The organism is Bacteroides sp. AF39-11AC (assembly GCF_003474285.1).
GTDB lineage: Bacteria > Bacteroidota > Bacteroidia > Bacteroidales > Bacteroidaceae > Bacteroides.
The window spans coordinates 325192-327318 of record NZ_QROH01000009.1; the positions used below are offsets into that span (position 1 = coordinate 325192).

Below are 2127 nucleotides of genomic sequence, written 5' to 3' on the forward strand. Positions count from 1 at the left end.
CTCGCAGTGCCATTCGCCGTCCTGCTCCAGCCGTCCGCCACCAAGGTAACGGCGCAGCCTCATGTCCGGGTCGGGATACAGGTTTCCCGTCTGGTCGCTCTTCCTCCACTGCACCCTGCCGTCGGGGTATTCCGCCCTTTCGAGCTGCCCCGTCGGGGTATAGGAGTAGCGTGTCTCGCCACGCCTGCTGTCCTCCACGGACAACAGCCTGTCGGCAACGCCCCAGCGGTAGCGGCGCATATGCCGTGTGCGCGAGTCCTTGCGTGTGCGGGCATCCACCAGACGGCCTATGTCATCATAGGCGAACGAGCGGACAATGCCTCCCGGAAGGATGCGCTCCACCTCGAAGCCCAGCGTGTCGTGGCGGTGTGCCGATTCCCACGAGCCCGCGCCGTCGCTGCCGCCGGTGGCAGTGAACCCCTCAAGCTCCCCGTAGGCGTTGCGGGTGTAGCGCAGCGAGGCCCCCGCCGTGCTGCCGAGCGTGAGTATCCTGCCGGTATGGTCGTAGGTGCGGAGTATGGTGTTGCCGTCGGCCGTCTCCCGGACCGGAAGCCCCAGGGAATTGTATGCGAACTCCACCGTGCTTTCCCCCCTCGATGCCCGCACCAGCCTGCCGGACAGCCCGTAGGCGTAGGTCTGGTCGGGGTCGCCGGCCGTGGGGTATGAGACGCGCGTGACGCGCGAGCAGGCGTCATAGCCGTATTCCCTTTCCGTCCCCGACGGCAGCGTCTCCCTGACGACGCGTCCGCCCCTGTCACGCAGGTAATGACGGACGGCCCCGTCGAAGCCTTTCTCGGCGGTGACGTTTCCCACAGCGTCGAGGGCGAACTCGTAGCTCTGGAGCCTCTCGTTTGTCACACGGCGCAGGCGTTCCTCCCGGTCATAGCGGAAGTTCACCACGCCCCGGTGGTCGCGGCGTCTTGTCAGCTTCCACATGCCGGAGTAGCCGTACTCCACGTGCTGGACGTTGTCACGGTATTCGGTGAGGTTGTCTATCCCGTCGTAGGACAGGCGTATGTCGTTGCCGTCGAAGTCGAGCACGCGCACCACGCGGCCCACGGGGTCGTATTCCCTTTTCTGCACCGCACCTTTGGGGTTGGTGACGCTCACGCACCTGCCCAGCAGGTCGTAGCCGTACAGCGAGGTGTTCCCCCGGCTGTCGGAGGCTTCCGTGAGGTTATGGAAACGGTCATAGGCGAGCCTCGTCACCACGCCGTAGGGGTCTTTCACCGATGCCACCGCACCGTTGCGGTAGGTCATCTTCGTGACGGCACCTTCGGGGTTGGTGCGGCTCACCAGATTGCCGGAGCGGTCATAGCCGAACTCCCACGTGCCGCCGTCCGGCGTGGTAACGGATACGGGACGGTTGCGCAGGTTCCCCCTGCCGGGGTACACGGCGGACACGCTGCCGCCGCACGGGTCGGAGCTGTCGGTGCAGTTCCCCCAGCGGTCATATCTGTACAGGGTGCTGTTACCGAGCGGGTCCGTCTGTGCGAGTAGCCGGCGGCTGTCATCATAACGCCACAGGTGTTCCCCTCCGTTGGCATCGACCTTCTTCCACACAAGGCCGCCACGGTGGTGGTACACCGTCAGCTCCCCGTGGCTGTCGAGCACCTCGGTCACTCCCTCCCGGAACGTGAGCCTGTGGTCGTATATGCCGCCGTCGCCCCACGTATGTACGCAGCGCGAACCCACGCCCGTACCGTCGTACTCGAAGTACCACGCAAGGCCGTTGCGCCATGTCTCCTTCACGATGAGCCTTCCGGCATACTCGTATGTCATCACGTCGCCCGCCGCGTTGCGCTGGAGGGTCATGTTGCCGTCGGCGTCGTACTCGTAGGAGGCGAGGGTAATCTCTTTCTCCGGATCTTCCGGATGCGGGCCGCATATCTCAAGGATGCGTCCGCTTCTCGTGTCGTGCTCCACCCTCAGGCGGCGGCCCGCGCTGTCGGTGATGGAGCGCAGCAATCCCTCTTTCGTGTAATCGAAGCGGATGCCCAGACCGTTGCAGTCGGTCACGCTCTCAAGCAGGCGCACGGAATCGTACTCCTTGCGCGTGAAGCGGTAGTAGAGATCCTCGGCCATGTCCCACACGCAGTAGCCGCCGTCCTGTTCCAGACGGGCCTC

At 65.0% G+C, this 2127-nt stretch carries 1 pseudogene; it reads right to left on the bottom strand.

Annotation, left to right across the window (positions count from 1 at the left end):
* Window positions 1-2127 (bottom strand): annotated as a pseudogene (locus DW036_RS20745) (RHS repeat protein); the annotation flags it as partial.